Raw genomic sequence first — 22,629 nt, forward strand, 5'->3', positions numbered from 1 at the left:
GGCCCTGCGCCGGAATCACTTTCCCGGGGGTGGGCCCGTTACGGTCCTTCCGATTCAGAGGTCCCGGACGTCCACGGTGTACACGGACCGGACGCCGTACGGGACGTACAGGGCGTCGCCGACGAGGAGGAGCGGTGCTCCCGAAGTGACGAGCGCGCTGTCGATCCGGCCGCCGTCGTCGCGGCCGGGCCGGGTGTCCTCGACCTTGCCGCTGCGCGCGTTCAGGGCTGCCAGGCGGCCGCTGGGCGAGGCGAAGTACACGTGAGTGGCGGAGGCGGTCGGCGGCCCCTGCCGCTCCAGGGTGGAGTTGGATTCCCACAGCGTCCGTCCGGTGCTCGGCGAGACGGCGCGGACGCCGCCGCTGCTGCGCGTGAAGTAGACGGTGCCGCGCACCAGGTACGCCCTCGACGCCTCGGGCCGGGGCTTCGCCAGTCGGCGCACGGTGAGCGCCTGCGAGGAGACGTCGATCAGGGTGAGGTCGCGGGCCGTGGGCCGGCCGTCCGCGAACACCAGGCGTCCCCCCTGCCGGCCGAGCATTTCCAGGCCGCCCTCGGCCTCGACGGTCCAGCGGGTCTTCCCGGTGGCCGTGTCGATCTCGAAGACGGTGCTCTCGGCGGCTTCCTCTTCCTCGTCGTTCATCACGGTCGTGCAGATCAGATAGGCACGGTCGGCCGCCGAGTCCAGCACGCAGTCGCCCCGGGTGTCCGGCTTCGGCTGCCGCCAGCGGACCTTGCCGGTCTCCGCGTCGAGCAGGGCGTACTGGTCGCCCTGTGATCCGTAGGCGGTGATGACACCCTCGGACACGGCCGTGGCGGCGCCCTGCGTGCTGTCGGGGACCGATGCCGTCTCACCGCTGCCGGTCGGGGTCCGCCAGAGTTCCTTGCCGGTGTCGGCGGCCAGGGCGTAGACCGTGTAGCTGGACCCGACGCCGCTCGTTCCTTCCGCGTCTTCCGCCCCGTAGGTGAAGACGCGGCTGTCGCCGGTGCCGATGAGCGCGCCCTCGTCGCCGAAGGCGCCGCCGGGTGTGGGGTCGACGGCCCGGCTCCAGGTGTTGCGGCCGTCGGTGAGACCGAAGCGGGTCGCCATGAGGTCGGAGCCGGCACACACCAGGGAGGTGTCGACGACGGAGCAGCCCTTGAGGGACGTGTCGGTCCCGCCCAGGCCGCCCTTGTCGCCTTCCGGGGACTTCACCGTGGCGACCCACGGCTTCCAGCCCTCGGGCAGGTCGGCCGCCTTGGCGGTGGACGAGGGTGGGCGGTCGTTGTCGCGGATCAGGGTGACGGTGGTGGTGACGATCGCGGCGAGCGCGACGGCCACCGCGGCCGTGACCAGCAGCAGTCCGTGCCTGCGGCGGCCGCGGGTGCGTTCCGCCCCGGGTGCCGGTGCCCCGGCCGGGTCAGGTGGCGGCTGGTGCTGTTGCGTCGGGATTCTGCCGGGCCGGGGGTGCCGCGACTCGTCCCGTTCGGCGTCCGCCTCCTCGGGCAGGCGGTGTGACGTTTCGTCCCGTTCGGAGCGGGCCGCGTCGGGCCATGCGGCGCCGGCCGGCTCGGTCGGCGGGGCGCCCGGCCACAGCCGTACGGGGCGCGGTGCACCGGTGCCGGGCACCAGGAGCGGGCCGGGGGTGCCGCCCTCACGGAGCAGCGTGAACAGTTCGTCCGCGGCGGGGCGGTCTTTCCGGTGCTTCTCCAGGCAGAGTCGGATGAAGGGGAGCAGTTCGTCGGGGACGCCGGTGAGGTCCGGCTCGCCCTCGACGACGCGCAGGGCCGTTTCGTACGGGCTCGGGCTGTCGAAGGGGCCGCGGCAGGTGGCGGCGTAGGTGAGGACCGAGCCGAGGGAGAACATGTCGGCGGCCGGGCCGACGTCCTGGGGGGCGGCGAACTGCTCCGGGGACATGAAGGGCGGGGTGCCCATGACGCGGCCGGTCTGGGTGAGGACGTCGGAGGCGGCGAACTCGGCGGCGCGGGAGATGCCGAAGTCGATGACGCGGGGGCCGTCCTCGGCGAGCATCACGTTGGCCGGTTTCAGGTCGCGGTGGACGACTCCGGCGCGGTGGATGTCGCGCAGCGCCTCGGCGAGGCCGGCGGCGAGGCCGCGCAGGCGGGGCAGCGGGAGAGGGCCGTGCTCGCGGACATGGGTGCCGAGGTCCGCGCCCGGTATGTAGAGGGTGGCCATCCAGGGGTGCGTGGCGTCGGCGTCCGCGTCCACGACGGGGGCCGTGAAGGCGCCACTGACCTGGCGGGCGGCGGCCACCTCGCGGCGGAAACGGGCGCGGAACTCGTCGTCGTCGGCGTACTGGCTGTGCACGACCTTGACAGCGAGGCGGCGGCCGGAGGCCGAGCGGGCCAGGTAGACGACACCCATGCCGCCGGAGCCGAGGCGGTCCTCGATGCGGTAGCCGCCCACCTCCGCCGGGTCAGAATCGCGCAGCGCCATCCCCGAACGTTCCCCCCGTCACGCACCGTCCTGTGGTCGGGGCGAGCGTAACCGCCCCTGCACCGGGCCCGCAGCGCGGGGCTCGGGAGGGGGCGCCGAAGCCCCGCTCAGAAGCTGATGGAGTTGATGGTCTCCGCTATCGAGTTGAGGAACCGCTGAATGTCGTCGGCCATGCCGGTCGAGGCGAGGAAGAAGCCGAAGAGGACCGCCACGATCGCCGGCCCCGCCTTGATGGATCCCCCTCTCAGCAACACCACAAGGATGATCGCCAACAGCAGCACCACAGACAGTGAAATGGCCACAACTGATCACACCCTCGGTCGGTCCGCTCTCCCGGCCCGGGGACGCGACCCTGCGCACCCCGCCAGAACCATCGTGCCACCAACGCGGCCGGGCTATGCGGCCGGTGACGCATCGACCACACCTGTGTCGCCCCGCCCGCGTGTGCCGCCGTGTGCGCGGGGGCTCGACTCCGAGGAGTCGCACGGCAATTCGAAGGGCCACCCGCACAGGGAATTCAGCCGTATCGTTTCCATCTCCACACAACGCGTTCGCAGCTAATTCGAATTGCTGCCACACGACCGTCAACAACCGTGCCGGAGAGGGACCGAAGAGGGTGGAAGCGGACATTCCACTGGAGTCGCCTGCTGGTCTTATGCGTTGCTTAGTCCGGAAGTATCACGACAAGCAGGGCCCAGGCGGTGCACACAATCCGGCATCGGACGATGTGTTGGCCATCACGTCGGCAGTGACGTCAACTACCCGTAATCCGGGGTACCCACAGCGAATAGCCAGGAATCACGTCCGGCGTTTTACGAATAGCTGCAGGGAACGCTAGGGTGCCTCAGATGTTCCACGCTGCCTCGTCCCCCGCACGCGCAGCGAGGTCCCGGATCGTCTCCCCGAGCTCCTGGTGGGAGGGTCTGTGACGAACTCGCTGCGACCGAACGGCGACCGCAGGGCGCCACTTCCCCCGGCACAATCGCCGGCCGACGGAGTGCCGAGCCCCCGCTCGCCGCAGAGCACGCAGAAGAAGCAGAACGGCAAGCAGCGCGACGCGTTCTTCGACAACGCCAAGTACCTCGCGATCGTGCTGGTGGCCATGGGCCACGCCTGGGAGCCGCTCAAGGGCGACAGCCGGACACTCGAGGCGGCGTACCAGGTCGTCTACGCGTTCCACATGCCGGCGTTCATCATCATCTCCGGCTACTTCTCCCGCAGTTTCGACATGCGGCCCGACCGGCTGAAGCGCCTGATCACCGGCGTCGCCGTGCCGTACATCATCTTCGAGACGGCCTATCCGCTCTTCAAGCGGGTCATCGACAACGACCCGCACCAGGAGATCAGCCTCCTCGACCCCTGGTACCTGACCTGGTTCCTGGTCGCGCTGTTCATCTGGCGCCTGACCACCCCCATCTGGAACCTGGTGCGCTGGCCGCTCCCGCTCGCGCTGGGTCTCGCCATGCTGGCGACCGTCACCCCGGAGATCGGTGACGACCTGGACCTGCAGCGCGTCCTGCAGTTCCTGCCGTTCTTCGTGCTGGGCCTGGTGATGAAGCCCGAGCACTTCCACATGGTGCGCCGCCGTTCGGTGCGGATCGCCTCGGTGCCCGTGTTCGCCGCCGCGCTGGCCTTCAGCTGGTGGGCGGTGCCGCGCATGAACACCGCGTGGTTCTACCACCGGGACGCCGCGCAGGAACTGGGCGCCCCGTGGTGGACCGGCCCGGTCATGGTCCTCGCGATGTTCGGCTGCTCCCTGGTACTGACGGCCTGCTTCTTCGCCTGGGTGCCGCGCCGCCACATGTGGTTCACCGCCCTCGGCGCCGGCACGCTCTACGGCTACCTGCTGCACGGCTTCCTGGTGAAGGCCGGCGACTACGAGGGCTGGTTCGAGGCGTCCTGGCTGCACCAGCCGGCCGGCGAGATCCTCGTGACCGTCCTCGCGGCCGCCGTCGTGACGGTGCTGTGCACCAAGCCGGTGCAGCGCGTCTTCCGGTTCGCGATGGAGCCGAAGATGGAATGGGCCTTCAAGAGGGACGCCGCCGAACTCGCCCGCGAACGCCAGAGCGCCGAGCGGCGCGAGCGGGAGCGGGAGAAGGTCAACGCCTGACCCTCACCGCGGAATTCATCCGACGAGACCGAGAAGTGCGCGCATCCGTGCGTACTTCTCGGTCAGTCGTGTGCGGGTCGCCTCGTCGAGGACCGCGAGACGGGCCGGGTCCGCGTTGTGCGCCAGGTCCGACTCCTTCACCAGCAGCGCGCCGGACGTGGCGAGGATCCGCGCTGCGTACGTCTCCGGCGGCTCCCCCGCCCGTTTGGTGACCGCGAGGACGATGTCCTTCGTACGGCTGCTCAGCGCGGCCTCGCGCAGCCACTGCGTGGAGAGGGCGTCGTCCTCGACGGCGTCGTGCAGCCACGCCGCCGCGATCTGCTCCTCGTCGCCGCCCCGCGCCCGTACGCCCTCCGCCACGGCCCGGAGGTGTTCGGCGTAGGGCCGTCCCGCCTTGTCGGTCTGGCCGCTGTGCGCGGCGCGGGCGGCGGCCTCGACCTGGGCCAGGGTCATACGGGATGTCTCGGTCACCGCTCCAGTGTCTCCCCGCGCGGCGCCACCCGGGCCGGCAGGCCCCTCATCGTCTGGACAGCGGCCGGGCGCCCCGGGCGGAGACCGTGGTCAGTACGTCCGAGGCCCGCGGGAGGAGCCTGCTCAGCGGGTCGCGGCAGCCGTCGGCCCCTCGCGGCAGATCAGCAGCAGGGCCCGGTCGTCGTTGACGTCCTTGGCCACGGCCTCGATGAGGTGCCAGGCCGCACCGTGGAAGCCGCCCGCCACATAGCGGTCGGCCTCGCCGGTGAGGCGGTCGATGCCCTCGACGATGTCGCGGTCGGCGGTCTCCACCAGGCCGTCCGTGAACAGCATCAGCACGTCCCCGGGGCGCAGTGAGCCCTTCACCGGGTCGAACTGGGCACCGTCGTACACCCCGAGGAGCGGGCCCTCGGCCGCCTTCTCCTCCCAGCGGCCGCTGCCGGCGCTGAGCTGGAGGCCCGGCGGGTGGCCCGCGGTGTAGAGCTCGTAGTCGCCGGAGTCCAGGTCGAGGACCAGGTGGATGGAGGTGGCGAAGCCCTCGTCCCAGTCCTGGCGTAGCAGGTAGCCGTTCGCGGCCGGAAGGAAGGCGTGCGGTGGCAGGGAACCGAGCAGACCGCCGAACGCACCGGACAGCAGCAGGGCACGGGAGCCCGCGTCCATGCCCTTGCCGGAGACGTCGGTGAGGACGACTTCGAGCGTACGGCCGCCGTTGGTGCGCGCCGCCACCACGAAGTCGCCCGAGAACGACTGGCCGCCCGCCGGGCGCAGCGCCATCTCCCGGTGCCAGCCGTCCGGCAGGTCGGGCAGCTTGCTCTGCACCCGGATGCGTTCGCGCAGGTCGAAGAGCATGGTGCCGCCGCGCCGCCAGGGCACACCGACCCGGCTGCGGAACTGCGCCAGGAGCAGCCCGAAGAAGCCGCAGGCCGCGACCACGAGCACGACGCCCGGGGTGACCCTCGACGGGCCCTCGGTGTACGGGCCGAGCCGCACCGACTCCACGATCAGTGCCGTGGCCGCCGCCGCGTACAGGCCGAGCAGACTCGCCGGGCGCAGCAGCAGCCCGCCCACGACGACGGGCAGCACCAGCGCGGCCGGTGAGAACCACACCGAGTTCGCCAGCGTCGCCGCCGCGATCAGGGGAACCATCAGGAGCAGACCGGCCAGGGCGATCCAGTCCGAGCCGTTGCCGCGGAAGTAGTCCACGGCCGCTCGGCGCACGCCGACGCGGACCCGGTGCCACTGCTTGTTCAACCGGGCCGTGAACGTCTCGGCTTCCGCGCGCCGCTCTCGTCCTGATGCCATTAGTTCGGGACCCTATCCATCGGACCAGCCGCTTGGCACGGGAGGTCCCACTTGTCCCCCGTCCGAGGGCCGACTTCACAGTGAACTTCACCCTGCGCCGCCGCGCCGCCACCCAGGAGAAATTCCCTCGCTCGTCCCGCATCGCCCTGGTAGGCATGGCTCATGGCAGCTGACGCGAACGGCCTCTCGCCCGACGTGCGGGTCCTCCGCCAGGACGATTGGGACAAGTGGTACGACACCCTGATCCGGGGCTTCGGAGGGGTGCCGGAGTCCGCCGAGGAGCGGGAGTTGTGGAACTCGCTGACCGAGTTCGACCGTTCACTCGGTGTCTGGGACGGGGACGAGTGCGTGGGGACGGCCGGGGCGTTCAGCTTCCGGCTGACCGTGCCCGGCGGCGCGTCCCTGCCGGTCGCGGGCGTCACGATGGTCAGCGTGGCCGCCACGCATCGCCGGCGCGGCCTGCTGACCTCCATGATGCGGCGGCAGCTGGACGATGTGCGCGCGTGGGGTGAGCCGCTGGCCGTGCTCACCGCGTCCGAGCCCGCGATCTACGGGCGGTTCGGATACGGCAACGCGACCGTCTCGTTGACCGCGGAGATCGACACGACCCGGGTACGGCTGTCGGTGCCGGACGGTACGGATGACGTACGGGTGCGGTACGCGGTGCCGGCCGATGTGCTCGACGTGTGCGAGGTGGTGTACGCCCGGCTGGTCCCGGCGCGGCCCGGGATGCTGGCCCGGCGGCCCGGCTGGGAGCGGCTCGGGGTGCTCGATCCGGCGAGCGAACGGGAGGGGGCGTCGCCCCTGCAGTGCGTGCTCGCCGAGCGGGACGGGGAGACGGTGGGGTACGCGCGGTACCGCGTCAAGCCCGAGTGGGAGCTGTCCGGGTCCAACGGCAAGGTGGTCGTCGAGGACCTGGCGGCGCTGGACCCCGCGGCGGACGCGGCGCTGTGGCGGTTCCTGTTCGGGATCGACCTGACGTCGAAGGTGACCATGCGGGGGCGTCCGGTGGACGACGCGTGGCAGTACCTGGTGTCCGACCCGCGCCGGTGCCAGCCGTGGTTGCGGGACTCGCTGTACGTGCGGCCGGTGCGGGTGGGGGCCGCGCTGGAGGCGCGGACGTATCAGAGGCCGGTGGATGTGGTGTTCGAGGTGGAGGACACGTTCTGCCCCTGGAACGCCGGGCGTTGGCGGCTGAGCGGGGATCCGAAGGGTGCGTCCTGCGAGCGTACGACGGATGCGGCTGATGTCGCCCTGTCGGTACGGGAGTTGGGCGCGGCGTACCTCGGGGGTGTCTCGCTGGCCGCGCTGGGGGCGGCCGGGCGCGTGCGGGAGATTCGGCCGGGGGCGCTGGCGGAGGCGTCGCTCGGGTTCGGGACGGGTGTGCCGCCCTGGTTGCCGCACGGGTTCTGATGCCCGGGCGGTCTCAGGGGCGTTGGCAGGCCGGGCACCAGAAGAGGTTGCGGGCGGCGAGGTCGGCGGTGCGGATCTCGCCACCGCAGATGTGGCAGGGCAGGTTGGCCCTGCGGTAGACGTACACCTCGCCGCCGTGGTCGTCCACGCGGGGTGGGCGGCCCATCGCCTCCGGGGTGTGCTCCGGGCGGACGGTGTCGATGCGGTTGTTGCGGACGCCCTCGTGCATGAGGTCGACGAGGTCGGTCCAGATCGCGTGCCACTCGGTGGGGGTGATGTCCTTGCCGGCGCGGTACGGGTCGATGCGGTGCCGGAAGAGGACCTCGGCGCGGTAGACGTTTCCGACGCCGGCGATGACCTTCTGGTCCATGAGGAGGGCGGCGATCGTCGTACGGCTGCGGGTGATGCGGCGGTACGCGGTGTCCGGGTCGGCGTCGTCGCGGAGGGGGTCCGGGCCCAGGCGGTCGTGTATTGCCTGCTTCTCCGGGGGTGTGATGAGGGCGCAGGTGGTGGGGCCTCGGAGGTCCACGTAGGTGGTCGCGTTCGCCAGGCGGAGGCGGACGGTGTCGGTGGGGGGAGGTTCGGGGGCCGGGCCGAAGGTGACCTTGCCGAAGAGGCCGAGGTGGATGTGGACCCAGTCGGTGTCGCGGAAGCCTAGGAAGAGGTGTTTGCCGTGGGCTTCCGTGTGGGTGAGTTCCGTGCCGGTGAGGAGGGTGGCGGCGGGGGTGAACTTGCCCTGGGGGCTGGTGGTGCGGGGTTTTGTGCCGAGGAAGGCGGCGGCGTAGTCCTGGGCGAGGCGGTGGATGGTGTGGCCTTCCGGCACGGGTTCTCCTTGTGATCGTTGCCCTTTTGCCCACCCGCCCGCCCGCCCGCCCGACACGGTTGGTCGAGAGACCGAGGTCGAAACGCCTCGGGGCTCCGCCCCGGACCCCCGAACCTTTCCCACCCACCCACCCGACACGGTTGGTCGAGAGGTCGACGTCGAAAGGCCTCGGGGCTCCGCCCCGGGCCCCGGCGGGACTTCGTCCCCTGCACCCCTCTCGGGGGCTCCGCCCCCATACCCCCGCGGGGCTCCGCCCCAGACCCCGACACAACTACGACCCTGCCCGGGGGCAAAGTTCCGGCCCTGCCCGGGGACCGAGTTCCGGCCCTGCCGGGGGCAGAGCTCCCGCATGCCTGAGGCCAGAGCTCCCGCCCTACCTTGGGCCAGAGCTACGGCCCTGCCGGGCTCCACGAACCCCCGCCCTACCCACGGGGCAGAGTCCCGGCCCTGCCCAGCTCCACGAACCCCCGCCCTACCCAGGGCCCAGAGTCCCGGCCCTGCCCAGCTCCACGAACCCCCGCCCTACCCAGGGCCCAGAGTCCCGGCCCTGCCCAGCTCCACGAACCCCCGCCCTACCCAGGGCCCAGAGTCCCGGCCCTGCCCAGCTCCACGAACCCGCCCTACCCAGGGCCCAGAGTCCCGGCCCTGCCCAGCTCCACGAACCCGCCCTACCCAGGGGGCAGAGCTCCGGCCCTACTAGGCTGCAGAGCTCCATCCCGCCCGGGGGCAGAGCTCCCCCTGCCCGAGGCGGAGCTCCCCCCGCCCGGGGCAGGGCTTGGGTGGCGAGGCCGTGGTCGAGGTCGTGGTGGCGCCTCGGCCGTGTGGGTCGGGTGTCAAGGGCGCCCCGCAGGGGTGGGTTACTGCTGGGGGTGGTGCGGGGGGATCGGGGGGAGGTCGCCGGTCGTTTCGTAGGCCGCGAGCATGTCGATTCGGCGGATGTGACGTTCGTCATCGGAGAACGGCGTGCCGAGGAAGGTCTCCACGAACTTCGTCGCCTCGTCCTGCGAGTGCATGCGCGCGCCCACCGCGACGACGTTCGCGTTGTTGTGCTGGCGGCCCAGGGACGCCGTCTCCTCGCTCCAGGCGAGGGCCGCGCGGACGCCCTTGACCTTGTTCGCGGCGATCTGCTCGCCGTTGCCCGAGCCGCCGATGACGACGCCGAGGGCGTCGGGGTCCGCGGCGGTGCGCTCCGCTGCGCGAAGGCAGAAGGGCGGGTAGTCGTCCTGGGCGTCGTAGATGTGCGGGCCGCAGTCGACGGGGTCGTGACCCGCCTCCTTCAGCCACTCGACGAGGTGGTTCTTGAGTTCGTAGCCCGCATGGTCCGAGCCGAGGTACACGCGCATGGGACGAGTGTGACACGGGTGTTTCGGGGAAGGCGCGCGGGGTGGCGCTCATGAAAACTCGAGGCAAATGTGAGCCGCATTACTGAACCTCAGGAAAACCTCAAGTAACAATCTGGATTCAAAGGTTCTCCTGATCGTTCACCTCCGATTCACTGGACCGGCTCGTGCACCGCTCGTGCGAGCCCCCCGTACACCGCCATGCCGCGACACACCCCGTTCGTACGGCTCGTGCGGTCCCGTACGGAAGTACAGCTCCCCGGCGCAAAGGAAATCCGTTCCATGACCTCGCAGCCGACTCTGAACAAGACCGGAAACGACCCCGGAGGGCCCGGAGAACCCGGAGCCGAGGGCTCCGGACTGCAGGCCGGGCTCAAGAACCGGCATCTTTCGATGATCGCCATCGGTGGTGTCATCGGCGCCGGACTCTTCGTGGGGTCCAGCTCCGGTATCGCCACCGCCGGGCCCGGCATCCTGCTGTCGTACGCCCTCGTCGGCACGCTCGTGGTGCTGGTGATGCGGATGCTCGGTGAGATGTCGGCCGCCAACCCGACCTCGGGTTCCTTCTCCGCCCATGCCGACCGGGCCCTCGGGCCCTGGGCCGGTTTCTCCATCGGCTGGCTGTACTGGTTCTTCTGGGTGGTCGTACTGGCGGTCGAGGCGACCGCCGGCGCCGTGATCCTGGAGGGCTGGATACCGGCCGTGCCGCAGTGGGGCTGGGCCCTGATCGTGATGCTGGTGCTGACCGCCACCAACCTGGTCTCCGTCGGCTCCTACGGCGAGTTCGAGTTCTGGTTCGCGGGCATCAAGGTCGTCGCCATCGCCGCGTTCATCGTCATCGGCGGGCTGGCGGTCTTCGGAGTGCTGCCCGGTGTGGACAGTGAGCAGGCCGGGCTGAGCAACCTCACCGCGCACGGCGGCTTCCTGCCCCACGGGGCCGGCGCCATCCTCACCGGTGTGCTGCTCGTCGTCTTCTCCTTCATGGGCAGCGAGATCGCCACCCTGGCCGCCGGTGAGTCCGAGAACCCGCGGCAGGCCGTCACCAAGGCCACCAACAGCATCATCTGGCGTGTCGCCGTCTTCTACCTCGGCTCGATCGCGGTCGTCGTGTGCCTCCTGCCGTGGGACAGCAAGTCCATCACCAAGGACGGCTCCTACGTCGCCGCGCTCGACTCCCTCGGCATCGCGCACGCCGGTCAGATCATGAACTTCATCGTGCTGACCTCGGTGCTGTCCTGTCTCAACTCCGGCCTCTACACCGCCTCCCGGATGGCCTTCTCCCTCGGCCGGCGCGGCGACGCGCCGAAGGCCTTCGCCCGCACGACCTCCAACGGCGTGCCGCGCACGGCGATCCTGGCCTCTGTCGCCTTCGGCTTCGTCGCGGTCTTCTTCAACTACAAGTTCCCGGACTCCGTCTTCCTCTTCCTGGTGAACTCCAGTGGCGCGGTCGCCCTGTTCGTGTGGCTGGTGATCTGCTTCAGCCAGCTGCGCATGCGGAAGATCATCAAGGCGGAGTCGCCCGAGAAGCTCGTGGTGAAGATGTGGCTGTACCCGTATCTGACGTGGGCGACTGCCGCGCTGATCGTGTTCATCCTCGGCTACATGCTCACCGACACCGAGCACGACGGGCGCCAGACCATCCTGCTGTCGCTGCTCGTCGCGGCGGTGGTGCTCGTCATCGCCTTCGTGAAGCAGAAGGTCCGTGGGGGCCGCCCTGCCGCCGGTGCCCCGCAGGAGCAGGCCGCGGAGCGGAACGAGGTCTCGGCCGGCTGATCCTGCGGCCGCTCACCGTTCGTCGTGAACGGGGGCCCGTGGCGCGTGCGGCCGTCCGGCCGCACGCGTCACGGGCCCCCGTTCCGTTTGCCTACAGCACCGTGAAACTGTCCTTGACCTTGTCGTAGGTGGCGAGTGCCTCCTGCTCGATCCCGTCCTCGTACCACGTGTTGACCTGGTACGACTTGCCGGTCACGTTGAAACCGAGCAGGCGGGCGTGCCAGTGGACGCCCCGCAGCGTGAACGTGTACTCCCAGACCACCGCCGGGTGACCGCGGAACGTCGTCTCCTCCAGGCGGATCTTGCGGTAGTCCTGGCCCTGGTGGGCGTTGCGCTCCGAGGTCTGCCACGTCTCCAGCAGGTCGCCGCGGGCCAGGGAGGACTTGCCGACCAGCTCCTGGGCGCCGTCCGGGGAGGTGTAGTGCACCTCCGCGCCCGTCTTCACATCCCGCCGCCAGCCGTCCGGCGTCGCCCAGGCGAACCCGCCGGCCTCCCGGTGTGTGCCGGGCGGCAGGGTCTGCGGCCTGGTGGTGCCCTCGACGGTGGGCGTGGGGGTGGGCTGCGAGGGGGTGGTGTCGTCGGTGGCGGCCGGCGCGGACGCCGAGGATCCGGCGCGGGGGGTGTCGTCGCCGCCCGGTGAGCCTGATGACGTCGCCAGCAGGATTCCCACGACCGTGCCGGCGGTGACCAAAGTGGCTGCGGCGGTGGTGAGCACCGTACGGCGGCGGCGGCCTGCGCCGGTACGGGGGCGGGGTGTGGCCGGGAGGGCCGGGCCGGGGAGTTCGCCCGGCGGCACCGGCGTGGGTGTGGGGTGGGGGCGGCGCTCGGTCTCCGCCTGTGCGCGGGTGAGGGAAACGGGGCCCTGGGCCTTCGCGGACGTTTTCGTGGGTGTGGTGTGTGTGAGGTGCGGGTCAGGGTGTGGCTCCGGGACGGGAGCGGGCCTGCGGGGGTCCCGGGGCGGCGGGAGGTGGGCGGGGGCTGGTGATTCCCGCGGGGGTGTGCGCAGAGGTGCCCGCGACTGCGGCTCCGGGGCCGGTCGTTGTCCCCCGAGGGTGGTTTCCAGAACGGGGGCGGCCGCCGGCTGCGGACCCGGTGTGGACTCGTCGTCCGGCACGCCCTCCGGTTCCGGCTCCCGCTCCGGGCTCGCGGGCGACGTGGACGCCTCCCGCGGCCCCACCGCGACCGTCGGTGTCGGAGCCGGGAACGCCACCGGTCGCAGCGCCGTTTCCAGAGCCTCCAGGTCCGGGCGGGCCGACGGTTCCTTCGCCAGCAGGGACGTCAGGGTGTCCCGCAACGGGCCCGACGTGGCGGGGAGTTCCGGCTCCTCGTACAGGACCGCGTGCAGGGTCGCCAGCGTGGTGTCGCGGGAGAACGGGGAGCGGCCGCCCAGGGCCGCGCAGAGGGTCGCGCCGAGGGACCAGACGTCGGACGGTGGGCCCTGGGGGCGGCCGGAGATGCGCTCGGGGGCCATGTAGTCGGGCGAGCCGACCAGCATGCCGACCATCGTGAGCGCTTTGGCGTCCTGGATCGCGGCGATGCCGAAGTCGGTGAGGACGACCCGCCGTCCCTGGCCGGAACCGTTGCCGTTGCCGCGTGCGGATCCGGCCATGCCGTCCGCGTGTTCCACTAGCACGTTTCCGGGCTTGATGTCGCGGTGCAGTACGCCGCGTTCGTGCACCTGCCGTAGCGCCGCGACCAGACCGAGTCCGAGGCGGGCCGTCTCGCCGGGGCTCAGTGGGCCCGTCTCCGCGAGGATCCGTTCGAGGGATCGGCCTGCCACCAACTCCATGACGATCCACAGGCGTTCGCCCTCGTCGACCACGTCGTAGACGCGTACGACATTGGGGTGGTCGATCCTGGCCGTGGCCCTGGCCTCGCGCAGGGTGCGTTCGCGGCGGGTCCTGCTGTCCTCCGCGTCGAGACCGTCGATCCGCATTTCCTTGACGGCGATCTGCCGGTCGAGTATTTCGTCGGCGGCTCGCCACACCCGCCCCATTCCCCCCTGGCCGATACTTTCGACCAACCGATAGCGTCCCGCCACCAATATCCCTGGAACACCGCCACTGTTCGCATTCCCCGGCAATCCGCTGCACCCCCTCCACGACGCCGCGACCGACTCCAGTGAAACACAACGGTCACACTTCGCGCCGCATCAGGATAGTGCGGTGAAATCTTGTGGTACCTCTTTCAGTGCTGCGAATTCAGGCGCAGCCCAGGGGGACGCAAGGGGGACGAACATGAGTTCTCGTCGTACGACAGCGGTCGCGGGATCGCTGGTCATGGCATCTTTCTCGGCGGTGATGATCCTTTCCGGGACGGCCGGCGCGGAGGACGAAGGGCCCGCGAGCGGCAAGGGGGGAAAGGCGGTTGACGAGGCGCCGGCAGGGGTGAGGCTCACGACGCTGCTGCCCGGGAAGATCTCGGTCGACAACGGTTCGGAAAAGACGGCGATTACCGCCACGGTGAAGAACGAGGGGAGCAAGGACAGCGGGAAGATCAGGCTGTTGGTGGTCGGTTTCGACGGGCTTGTCGTCAAGGGCGTCGAGGGATGCTCGGCGATACCCGAGAACGGACTTCCGGAGGGTTCGAACAGCGGATTCGCATGCCCGATCGACAATCTCGCGGCCGGTAAGTCGAAGTCGTACGCCGTGGACGCGACGTTCGACCTCGGCAAGACCGGGAAGATCTGTCTGCCCGTGCAGACGGACGACGGGAAGAAGACCTTCTGGCAGCAGGGCCCGGTGCCGTTCGGCACGAGCAATCCGTCGCCGGACGCCCCGGCCACGCCGCTGCTGCTCGGCACCGACAACGAGCCGGCGGGTCCGGGCGGCAAGAAGCTGCCGAAGACCGGTCCGGCCCGTGATCTGCTGCCGCTGGGCGCGGCCGGTGCGTCGCTGCTCGTGGCGGGCGTGGCCGGAATGCGGTGGTCGCAGCGACGGCGGCCGGTGACTCAGGAGGGCTGAATCGGCCCCCCGTCGCGCCGCGCGGACGCGGAGAGGCCCGCCGGGGACATCGTGCCCCGGCGGGCCTCTCGGCAATACCCGCGGTTTCAGTGCTTGTTCGCGAACTTCCAGGCCGTCGGCAGGGCGCCCATCGCCAGCGCCGCCTTCAGCGCGTCGCCGATGAGGAAGGGCGTGAGGCCGGCCGCGATCGCGGCGGTGGCGGACATGCCGGTGGCGAGGGCCAGGTAGGGCACGCCGATGGCGTAGATGATCGCCTCGCCCACCAGCATCGTGCCGGCCATGCGCAGCATCGAGCGGTCGGCGCCGCGGCGGGCCAGGGCGCCGACGACGGTGGAGGCGAGGATCATGCCGAGGATGTAGCCGAAGGAGGGGGCGACACCGGAGGAGGCGCCGGCGAACCACGGCACCCCGGCGATGCCCGCGAGGGCGTACAGCGCGAGCGCGAGGAAGCCGCGGCCGGCGCCGAGGGACGTGCCGACGAGCAGCGCGGCGAAGGTCTGGCCGGTCACCGGCACCGGGGAGCCCGGCACGGGCACGGAGATCTGGGCGGCGAGGCCGGTGAGCGCGGCGCCGCCGAGCACGAGGGCCGCGTCCCGGACTCGGGAGGCGGGGAGCAGGTCGGCGAGGACCTGTCCGGCGCGGGCGGGTGTGGCGGCAGCGGTGCTCATGGGGACTCCGCGAAGGTGAGGGCCGGTGGGACACCGCGACGCTATCCCAGCGCCCTGGTCCCGATCACCGTCAGCCGTCCACAAAGGCGTGGACCGGCCGTTGGTCGGCTTCGAACAAAGAGCGCGGGTGACGGCGAGTACGGCGTGATGCCGGTCACGGTGATGGGGTGCCATATGACACGGGAGGGCGAAACCGGTCGCCTGTAGGTTTCCCCCAAAGGCGCCGAGTCCGCCGTCTCGCCTGTCGCCGCAGACGCCGGCCCGGACCGACCCGCCGCCCGGGCGGCCGACGGGCCGGCGGCGCTGCTCGCCGCGGCTCCCGGCAGCGGGGCGCTGGGGGTCGGGTCGCGGCGGGCGGATTGGTGGACCGGGACTCGGGCACAGTCGTGGAGCTCCGCTGCTGGGCCGGCAAGGAGAGCTACGTCATCGAGGGCGACATCTCGCACTACACGCTGGTCGCCGCCCGGCCACGCAGAGCGACGTGACCGTCCGAATGGTGGGATGCCTCTCCGTGCCGGCGGAGGGGCATCCGAGACTGGCGGCGTTTTTGCCCTCGTACGCCTCTCACGCATAGGACGAGCCGCGCCCATGCCCAGCAGCACCACCGCGGGGACGCCGCCCAGCACGGACGACGCCTCCCTCTCCCATGGCCTGAAGCAGCGCCACCTGTCGATGATCGCCCTCGGCGGGGTGATCGGAGCCGGTCTGTTCGTCGGCTCCGGTGCCGGTATCGCCGCGGCCGGTCCGTCGATCGTGGTCGCCTACGCCCTCTCCGGTGTCCTCGTGATGCTGGTGATGCGGATGCTCGGCGAGATGTCGGCCGCGTATCCGTCGTCGGGGTCGTTCTCGGCGCACGCGGAGCGGGCGATCGGCCCCTGGGCCGGGTTCACCGCCGGCTGGTCCTTCTGGGTGCTGCTCTGCACGGCCGTGGGCCTGGAGGGCATCGGCGCCGCGAAGATCGTCAGCGGCTGGCTGCCGGGCACGCCGGAGTGGGCGTGGGTGGCGCTGTTCATGGTCGTCTTCTGCGGCACCAACCTCGCGGCCGTGAAGAACTTCGGCGAGTTCGAGTTCTGGTTCGCGGCACTGAAGGTCGGTGCGATCACCCTGTTCCTGGTGCTCGGTGTCCTGGCCATCCTCGGCATCCTGCCCGGCACGGACTCCCCGGGCGCGAGCCACCTCACCGACTTCCTGCCGAACGGCGGTGAGGGCCTGGTCATCGGCCTGCTCGCGTCGGTCTTCGCCTACGGTGGCCTGGAGACGGTCACCATCGCGGCGGCCGAGTCGGAGAACCCCGTCAAGGGCGTCGCGAGCGCGGTCCGCACGGCGATGTGGCGCATCGCGCTGTTCTACATCGGCTCGATGGCCGTCATCGTCACCCTGGTGCCATGGGACTCCGAGGCGGTCGTCGAGAAGGGCCCGTACGTCGCCGCCCTCGACGAGCTCGGCATCCCGGGTGCCGGCCAGCTGATGAACGTGGTCGTGCTGGTCGCCCTGCTGTCGGCGATGAACGCCAACATCTACGGTGCCTCCCGCATCGCCTACTCGCTGGTGGAGCGCGGCCAGGGCCCGAAGGGGCTGGGCCGGGTCTCGGGCGGGGTGCCGCGGATCGCCGTGCTGGCGTCCTCGGTCTTCGGGTTCCTGTGCGTGCTGCTGAGCTACTGGCGGCCGGACGACGTCTTCCCCTGGCTGCTGAACATGATCGGCGCGGTGATCCTGGCCGTCTGGATCTTCATCGCCGTCTCACAGCTGCGCCTGCGCCGCCGCCTAGAGCGCGAGTCCCCCGAGAAGCTGGCCGTGCGCATGTGGGCGTTCCCGTTGCTGACCTGGGTCGCCCTGGCCGGCATGGCCGCGGTCTTCGTCCTGATGGCCCGCGAGCCGGACACGCGGGTGCAGCTGTACTCGACGGGCGGGATGGTTCTTGTTCTGGCGGCCGTCGGGTACGGGTGGCAGAGGGCCCGGGCCAAGCAGTAGGGAACGTCCCGTCGAAGGCCCCCGCGACACACGCGGGGGCCTTTTGCGTGCCTGGGCCACCCGCCGGCACCTCTTGCTGCTAGCGTGCAGTTGCAAGCCTATTGCAATAAGAAGTCCGGAGGGGATCCCGCCCATGCCCGTCTACACGTTGCCTGAACTTCCCTACGACTACTCCGCGCTCGCCCCCGTGATCAGCCCCGAGATCATCGAGCTGCACCACGACAAGCACCACGCGGCCTATGTGAAAGGCGCCAACGACACGCTGGAGCAGCTTGCCGAGGCGCGGGACAAGGAGACGTGGGGGTCGGTCAACGGGCTGGAGAAGAACCTGGCCTTCCATCTCTCCGGGCACATCCTGCACAGCATCTACTGGCAGAACATGACCGGCCCGAAGGACGGCGGTGGCGAGCCGCTGGCGCAGGACGGTGTGGGTGAGCTCGCGGACGCGATCACCGAGTCCTTCGGTTCCTTCGCGCACTTCAAGGCGCAGCTGACCAAGGCCTCCGCGACCACGCAGGGTTCCGGCTGGGGTGTGCTCGCCTACGAGCCGCTGAGCGGGCGGCTGATCGTGGAGCAGGTCTACGACCACCAGGGCAACGTCGGCCAGGGCGCCACCCCGATCCTCGTCTTCGACGCCTGGGAGCACGCCTTCTACCTTCAGTACCGCAACCAGAAGGTCGACTTCATCGAGGCGATGTGGCAGGTCGTCAACTGGCAGGACGTGGCCCGGCGTTACGAGGCCGCCAGGTCCCGGGCCGATGTGCTGCTGCTGGCGCCCTGACAGCGGCCCGCAGCTGAGTCGTCCTGCCTCGTGATCGTCTTCTCACCCTTCACGAACGGCAGGCGGAAAGAGGGAAGCCCCCGCGAGGACCTGACTCGCGGGGGTTTCCGGTGTGCGCGCTACGGCTTGCGGCCCAGGCCGCCGTGCTGGCCGATCGACTCGGCCGGCGCGCCCGGCCCGGGGTGCCACAGCGGCACCGAGACCACGCCCGGTTCCACCAGCTCCAGGCCCTCGAAGAACGCCTCGATCTGCTCGACCGGCCGCAGGAAGTAGGGGACCGCGCCGGTCTCGTTGTAGGCGTCCTGGGCCTGCTCGTAGGCCGCATCCGTGCCGCGGGAGCCCTCGTTGAGGCAGAGGTAGCTGCCCGGGGGGAGACCGGCCAGGAGGCGGCGGACCAGGTCGCGGGCCTGCTCGTAGTCTGCCACGTGGCCGAGGATGCCGCTGAGGATCAGAGCCGTGGGGCGGGTGAGGTCCAGGGTCTTGCCGGCGGCCGCGAGGATCTCCTCGGGCTCGTGGAGGCTGATGGGCTCGTAGGCCGTCGCGCCCTCGGGGGTGGAGGTGAGCAGGGCGCGGGCGTGCGCGAGGACCAGCGGGTCGTTGTCGACGTAGACGATCCGCGCCTCGGGGGCGAGCCGCTGGGCGACCTCGTGGGTGTTGTCGACGGTCGGCAGGCCGGTGCCGACGTCGAGGAACTGCCGTACGCCGGCCTCCTGGACGAGGTACCGGATGCCGCGGCCGAGGAAGGCGCGGCTGCCGCGGGCGATGGTGACGATGCCGGGGAAGACGGCGGTGTACGCGTCACCGGCCGCCTCGTCCACCGGGTAGTTGTCCTTGCCGCCCAGCCAGTAGTTCCAGATCCGGGCCGAATGCGGCACCGACGTGTCGATCTGCGTCATGTGCTCATAGTGCTACGGCACATCGGTCTCGCACGGCACATTGAGTGAGAGGAGTGCGGCGGAACCGTCGGGGTTCATGCGCAGTTCGCTGATCGCCGCGTTACGGAGCCGTGGGAGCACTCTGCGGTACTCGCCGACCGGGATCGACAGCAGTGTGCACAGCACCAGCCGCAGCAGGGTGTTGTGGGCGACGACCAGGACGCGTTCGCCGGGGTGGGCGGCGGCGATCTCCCGCAGGGCGCGCACCCCGCGGGCCGCTGCGGCCAGCGGGTCCTCCGCGCCGGGGAAGGAGTGCTCCACCGGGTCGGAGCGGTAGGCCGCGGCCCACTCCGGGTCCTCGGCCTCGAACTCGGCGAGGGTGCGGCCCTCGAGTACGCCGAAGTCGCATTCCCGCAGGTGGGGTTCGCTCTGGGAGGTGAGGCCGAGGGCCCGGCAGGCGGGCTCGGCGGTGGCGACGGCGCGGGACAGCGGGGACGTCCAGATCGCGTCGACAGGATGGGCGGCGGCCCACCGGCCGAGGGCCTCGGCCTGGGTGCGGCCGGTGTCGGTGAGGTCGATGTCGCTGATGCCGGCGTAGCGGTTCTCGGCGTGCCAGACGGTCTGTCCGTGACGGACCAGCAGGAGGGTCGTACTCATGATGCGGAAGTATCCCGGCTCAGACGGCTGTGTGCGTGCGCGGCGACCGGGCCGGGCAGCCAGCCGCGGTCACGCAGGGCGTCGACCAGACGCGCGTACGGCTCGGCGAAGGTCGCCGTGCGGCCGGGGCGGGGCTCGACGACGGTCCGCACGCGCACCATGCGTGCGGCGACGTCCGCGAGCGCGCCGGCCCCCGACGTCCCGTACGCGGCCAGCGCCGCCATGCCCAGGGCCGGTTCGGTCTGCTCGGGGACGCGGGCCGGGCGGCCCAGGATGTCGGCGCGCAGCTGGTTCCAGTACGGGCTGCGGGCACCGCCCCCGGTGAAGGTGAGCGGCCCGTCGAGGGGCGCGCCGAGGTGGTGCAGGTAGTCCAGGCACAGGCGTTCGGCGAAGCCGACGCCCTGGAGGAGCGCGGCCCACAGGTCGGCGTCGTCCGCGGGCTCGCCCAGGACGAACGGGGTCGCCTCGGGCGCCCGGAACGGGAACCGCTCCCCCGTTGAGACGAGGGGGTAGGCGAGCGCGCCGGACGGCTCGAACGCCCTGGCCCGTTCGTCCATCGCCGCGGGGTCGGCGTCGGGGACGTGCGCGGCGAGTGCCCCGGCCCCGACGCTCGACGCCCCGCCGGGCAGCCACGTCCCGTCGGGGGCGCGGTGGTTGTAGACCACGCCGGTGGGGTCGCGGACCGGGTCGCGGGCGGCGCCTTTCAGCACGAGCGTGGTGCCGAGCACGGAGTTCCAGGAGCCGGGCCGCAGCGCGCCCGACGCGATCTGGGCCGCGCAGCCGTCGGTCATCCCGGCGAGCACCGGAGTGCCGGCGGGGATGCCGGTGGCGTCGGCGGCGGCCGGGCAGACCTCACCGAGGCGCGTCCCCGGGCGGACGACAGTCGGGAACAGGTCGTCGGGCAGGCGCAATTCGGCCAGGGCGGCCTCCGGCCAGCGGTCGCCTTCGAGGTCGTAGCCCGTCTTCAGGGCATGGCTGGAATCGGCCGGGGGAGGCTGGCCCGTGAGCCGGCAGACCATCAGGTCGGGCTGGTGCGTCAGGCGCAGCGCGGTGCCGCCGTACTCCCCCACCAGCCACATGGCCTTCGGCAGCGCCCAGGTGTCCTGGACCGCCAGCCCCGCCTCCCGGGCCCGCGCGGCCTGCGCCTTCGCCCGCCCGTCGTCGTACATCAGCGCGGGGCTCACGGGCCGGCCCGAGCCGTCCGTCAGCAGCACGGTGCCCGATGTGCCGCACATCGCGAGTCCGCCGACCGGCAGGCCCGGGGGCGCGGAGCCGAGGGCCGCGCGGGACGCCGTGCACAGCGCCGCCCACCAGCGCGGGGGACTCTGCTCGTGCCGCGCCCCGTCCCGCCGCCCGGTCAGCGGGGCCGAGCCGCTGCCGAGGACGGTGCCGTCGGCGGTGACGAGCAGCACGCGGACGCTCTGCGTGCCCAGGTCGATCCCCAGCCAGCCCGCATCCTCGTCCACCATCCGGAACCTCCCACGCCGTCGCAGCCGGATCTGTGAACTTCTCACTGTGCCCCGATATTTTCCCGTGCGCGAGGGATTGACGCCTAACTTCAGCCGTTCCACCCTCTGTTAACGAGTCGACTCGACGTGTTAGCCAGGCTCCCCGCGGAGGTACGGATGAACACGCACGTGCACGACCGCCGGCGCTTCCTCGCCCTCGCCGCCGCTGCGGCCGCCGCCCCGCTGCTCACTGCCTGCGGTGCCGGTTTCGGCGGGAACGACGACAAGAGCGACGGTTCCGCGGCGGACGACGTCACCGGTTCCTTCGACTGGAAGCGGGAGAAGGGCACCACCGTCAAGGCGCTGCTCAACAAGCACCCGTACACGGACGCGCTCATCGCCGACCTGAAGTCCTTCACCGAGCGGACCGGCATCGAGGTCGAGTACGACGTCTTCCCCGAGGACAACTACTTCGACAAGCTCACCGTGGACCTGTCCAGCGGGCGTGCCTCCTACGACGTCTTCATGCTCGGCGCGTACATGGTGTGGCAGTACGGGCCGCCGGGCTGGCTGGAGGACCTCGGCCCCTGGATGCGCAACTCCTCGGCCACGGGTGCCGAATGGGACCAGGCGGACTTCTTCCCCAACCTGCTCCAGGCCGACCAGTGGTCGCTGAAGGCGGGCGCGCCGCTCGGGCAGGGCGGGCAGTACGCGCTGCCCTGGGGCTGGGAGACCAACGTCGTCGCCTACAACACCGAGGTGTTCGGCAGGCTCGGCCTGAAACCGGCCGAGTCCTTCGACGAACTGACCGAGCTCGCCGGGACCATCAAGCGCAAGGCGCCGGGCGCGGGCTTCGACGGCATGTACGGGATCGCCGTGCGCGGTTCCCGGAGCTGGGCCACCATCCACCCGGGCTTCATGACGATGTACGCCCGCAACGGGCTGAAGGACTTCACGGTCGACGGCGGGAAGCTCACCCCGGCCATGAACAGCCCCGAGGCCGTGGCCTTCACGGAGGAATGGGCCCGGATGGTCAAGCGGGGCGGGCCGCCGTCGTGGACGTCGTACACCTGGTACCAGTGCTCCAGCGACCTGGGCGCGAAGAAGGCCGGGATGCTGTTCGACGCCGACACGGCCGCCTACTTCCAGGCGGTGAAGGGCGCGAGCCCCGCCTCCGGGAAGATCGCCTTCCACCCGGGGCCGGAGGGGCCGGACGGGTCGCTCGCCACCAACATGTGGATCTGGTCGCTCGGCATGAACGCCAAGAGCAAGAAGAAGAGCGCCAGTTGGCTGTTCCTCCAGTGGGCCACCGGCAAGGAGCACCTGCGCAAGAGCGCCATCACGCACAACCACATCGACCCGGTGCGCAAGTCGGTCGCCGAGGACGCCGCGTACAAGGACAAGATGAGGCATCTGCCGGGCTTCCTGGAGACCTTCGAGACGGTCGTCGACCAGACGAAGATCCAGTTCACCCCGCAGGCGCAGTTCTTCGACGCGACGACCAGCTGGGCGGCGGCCCTCCAGGAGATCTACGGCGGCGAGGGCGCGAAGTCGGTCCTGGACGGGCTGGCGGACGACCTCGCCGGCAAGGTGGGCTAGCC

18 protein-coding genes are annotated in these 22,629 nt (G+C 71.1%); 7 read left to right on the top strand and 11 right to left on the bottom strand.

The genetic code is table 11. The features are described 5' to 3' along the window. Window positions 1-54: 54 nt before the first annotated feature. Window positions 55-2,433, bottom strand: coding sequence for a serine/threonine-protein kinase (locus tag CEB94_RS13970; RefSeq protein WP_175432532.1), 2,379 nt, complete (start codon window positions 2,431-2,433; stop codon window positions 55-57). 107 nt (window positions 2,434-2,540) lie between these two features. After that, window positions 2,541-2,735: a hypothetical protein gene (locus CEB94_RS13975; RefSeq protein ID WP_003990237.1), complete on the bottom strand. Its 195-nt coding sequence runs from the start codon at window positions 2,733-2,735 to the stop codon at window positions 2,541-2,543. Window positions 2,736-3,430: 695 nt separating this feature from the next. Here CEB94_RS13975 and CEB94_RS13980 point away from each other — a divergent pair. Beyond that, entirely contained in the window at window positions 3,431-4,543 is a 1,113-nt protein-coding gene (locus CEB94_RS13980) for an acyltransferase family protein (protein ID WP_246111791.1), read from the top strand. Window positions 4,544-4,558: 15 nt separating this feature from the next. Here the strand turns inward: CEB94_RS13980 and CEB94_RS13985 are convergent, their stop codons facing one another. Together CEB94_RS13985 and CEB94_RS13990 are read right to left on the bottom strand one after the other, a co-directional pair. Next, window positions 4,559-4,996 carry an HD domain-containing protein gene (locus CEB94_RS13985; RefSeq protein ID WP_175436998.1) on the bottom strand — a complete coding sequence of 146 codons (438 nt, stop codon included), beginning with the start codon at window positions 4,994-4,996 and terminating at the stop codon, window positions 4,559-4,561. A gap of 141 nt (window positions 4,997-5,137) precedes the next feature. Beyond that, window positions 5,138-6,316 carry a PP2C family protein-serine/threonine phosphatase gene (locus tag CEB94_RS13990; RefSeq protein ID WP_175432533.1) on the bottom strand — a complete coding sequence of 393 codons (1,179 nt, stop codon included), beginning with the start codon at window positions 6,314-6,316 and terminating at the stop codon, window positions 5,138-5,140. A gap of 162 nt (window positions 6,317-6,478) precedes the next feature. Here CEB94_RS13990 and CEB94_RS13995 point away from each other — a divergent pair, with 162 nt between their 5' ends. Beyond that, complete coding sequence (locus CEB94_RS13995) at window positions 6,479-7,729, top strand: GNAT family N-acetyltransferase (protein WP_175432534.1); 1,251 nt, start codon at window positions 6,479-6,481, stop codon at window positions 7,727-7,729. A 13-nt stretch (window positions 7,730-7,742) separates the two neighbouring features. Here the strand turns inward: CEB94_RS13995 and CEB94_RS14000 are convergent, their stop codons facing one another. Together CEB94_RS14000 and CEB94_RS14005 are read right to left on the bottom strand one after the other, a co-directional pair. Further along, on the bottom strand, window positions 7,743-8,552 hold the full coding sequence (locus CEB94_RS14000; RefSeq protein WP_175432535.1) for an Fpg/Nei family DNA glycosylase: 810 nt from the start codon (window positions 8,550-8,552) through the stop codon (window positions 7,743-7,745). 857 nt (window positions 8,553-9,409) lie between these two features. Further along, entirely contained in the window at window positions 9,410-9,895 is a 486-nt protein-coding gene (locus CEB94_RS14005) for a ribose-5-phosphate isomerase (RefSeq protein ID WP_175432536.1), read from the bottom strand. A 279-nt stretch (window positions 9,896-10,174) separates the two neighbouring features. Here CEB94_RS14005 and CEB94_RS14010 point away from each other — a divergent pair, with 279 nt between their 5' ends. Then, on the top strand, window positions 10,175-11,665 hold the full coding sequence (locus CEB94_RS14010) for an amino acid permease (protein WP_175432537.1): 1,491 nt from the start codon (window positions 10,175-10,177) through the stop codon (window positions 11,663-11,665). Between the two features lie 91 nt (window positions 11,666-11,756). On the opposite strand, the gene CEB94_RS14015 is transcribed toward CEB94_RS14010, so the two are convergent. Beyond that, window positions 11,757-13,709 carry a serine/threonine-protein kinase gene (locus CEB94_RS14015; RefSeq protein ID WP_175432538.1) on the bottom strand — a complete coding sequence of 651 codons (1,953 nt, stop codon included), beginning with the start codon at window positions 13,707-13,709 and terminating at the stop codon, window positions 11,757-11,759. A 193-nt stretch (window positions 13,710-13,902) separates the two neighbouring features. Here CEB94_RS14015 and CEB94_RS14020 point away from each other — a divergent pair, with 193 nt between their 5' ends. Then, window positions 13,903-14,628: a hypothetical protein gene (locus CEB94_RS14020; RefSeq protein WP_175432539.1), complete on the top strand. Its 726-nt coding sequence runs from the start codon at window positions 13,903-13,905 to the stop codon at window positions 14,626-14,628. An 86-nt stretch (window positions 14,629-14,714) separates the two neighbouring features. Here CEB94_RS14020 and CEB94_RS14025 read toward each other — a convergent pair whose 3' ends face one another. Then, window positions 14,715-15,296: a biotin transporter BioY gene (locus tag CEB94_RS14025; protein WP_175432540.1), complete on the bottom strand. Its 582-nt coding sequence runs from the start codon at window positions 15,294-15,296 to the stop codon at window positions 14,715-14,717. 588 nt (window positions 15,297-15,884) lie between these two features. Between CEB94_RS14025 and CEB94_RS14030 the strand changes: the two genes are divergently transcribed. Further along, a complete protein-coding gene (locus tag CEB94_RS14030) occupies window positions 15,885-17,267 on the top strand; it encodes an amino acid permease (RefSeq protein WP_175432541.1) in 1,383 nt (460 codons plus the stop codon). A gap of 133 nt (window positions 17,268-17,400) precedes the next feature. Next, on the top strand, window positions 17,401-18,048 hold the full coding sequence (locus CEB94_RS14035) for a superoxide dismutase (protein WP_175432542.1): 648 nt from the start codon (window positions 17,401-17,403) through the stop codon (window positions 18,046-18,048). Between the two features lie 119 nt (window positions 18,049-18,167). Here CEB94_RS14035 and CEB94_RS14040 read toward each other — a convergent pair whose 3' ends face one another. From CEB94_RS14040 to CEB94_RS14050, 3 genes are read right to left on the bottom strand one after another with little or no spacing between them, the layout of a single operon-like run. Then, a complete protein-coding gene (locus CEB94_RS14040; RefSeq protein ID WP_175432543.1) occupies window positions 18,168-18,944 on the bottom strand; it encodes an SAM-dependent methyltransferase in 777 nt (258 codons plus the stop codon). Between the two features lie 12 nt (window positions 18,945-18,956). Further along, window positions 18,957-19,580, bottom strand: coding sequence for a histidine phosphatase family protein (locus CEB94_RS14045; protein ID WP_175432544.1), 624 nt, complete (start codon window positions 19,578-19,580; stop codon window positions 18,957-18,959). Then, window positions 19,577-21,049 carry an FGGY-family carbohydrate kinase gene (locus CEB94_RS14050; RefSeq protein ID WP_175432545.1) on the bottom strand — a complete coding sequence of 491 codons (1,473 nt, stop codon included), beginning with the start codon at window positions 21,047-21,049 and terminating at the stop codon, window positions 19,577-19,579. Before CEB94_RS14050 ends, CEB94_RS14045 begins: the two co-directional genes overlap by 4 nt. Window positions 21,050-21,205: 156 nt before the next feature. On the opposite strand from CEB94_RS14050, the gene CEB94_RS14055 reads away from it, so the two are divergent. Next, window positions 21,206-22,627: an extracellular solute-binding protein gene (locus tag CEB94_RS14055; RefSeq protein ID WP_175432546.1), complete on the top strand. Its 1,422-nt coding sequence runs from the start codon at window positions 21,206-21,208 to the stop codon at window positions 22,625-22,627. Window positions 22,628-22,629 lie beyond the last annotated feature (2 nt).

This window comes from Streptomyces hawaiiensis (assembly GCF_004803895.1).
Lineage (GTDB): Bacteria > Actinomycetota > Actinomycetes > Streptomycetales > Streptomycetaceae > Streptomyces > Streptomyces hawaiiensis.